Source organism: Corynebacterium sp. MSK071 (assembly GCF_030232125.1).
Taxonomy (GTDB): Bacteria; Actinomycetota; Actinomycetes; order Mycobacteriales; family Mycobacteriaceae; genus Corynebacterium; species Corynebacterium kefirresidentii.
Genome location: NZ_JASPJA010000046.1, coordinates 1 through 652 on the forward strand (window position 1 = coordinate 1; position 652 = coordinate 652).

The window sequence follows — 652 nt, forward strand, 5'->3', positions numbered from 1 at the left end:
TGATGGTGGTGACGAAGGCTCGTATTTTACTGCGGGTTACGCAGCCTTTGCGTTTGACCGGTGTGGAGAAAGCGGTTGTTGCGGTTGCTATTGCTGTGACGACGTTCGTCATTGTGGCGTTGTTTGCCTCTACTGTTGTGGGGCTCATTATCTTTTTGATGCTTCGCAGCTCTACTCTGTCAGGCCGGTCACTGTTGTTGAATTTGGTGCGCACGGTGGTTGTTGGTGGGGTGTTCTTGCCTCTCATTGGGGCGGGCACCGCGTTGGCGGTTTTGCGTTTGTTGCGGTTCCGTGTGCACTCTATTCCGCCGGTGGTCACTGCGGTTGCGGTGTCGTTGCCGATTATGCAGGTAGTGGTATTCCGGTCGCTGGTAACGGCACGGCTTGCAGGTAAGCAGCTTCAGACGGCGATGCTGGTTGTTCGTCCGTTAGTACGCTTTGTTTTGGCGGTACTGTTTTTACTGTTTTCCACCGTGGGGGCTTTGTTGCCGGTAGCTGGGGCTGGGGCAACTGCGTTTGTGACAGCACTTATTGCTATTCCGGCGTCGATTATTTTCTATGTGGCTTCTGTGGCGTGGGTGGCGTCGAATGTGGCGGCGTTTCCGCTTTTGAAGAAGGCAGTCGCTCCGGTGTTGTTGGCGTTGGGGGCTAT

Annotated in this window: 1 protein-coding gene; it reads left to right on the top strand. The window is 54.9% G+C overall.

Annotated elements, in window-relative coordinates:
* Positions 1 to 652, top strand: a 652-nt coding sequence (locus QP990_RS12135; protein WP_284799421.1) for a hypothetical protein, incomplete at both ends; no start/stop codon positions are given.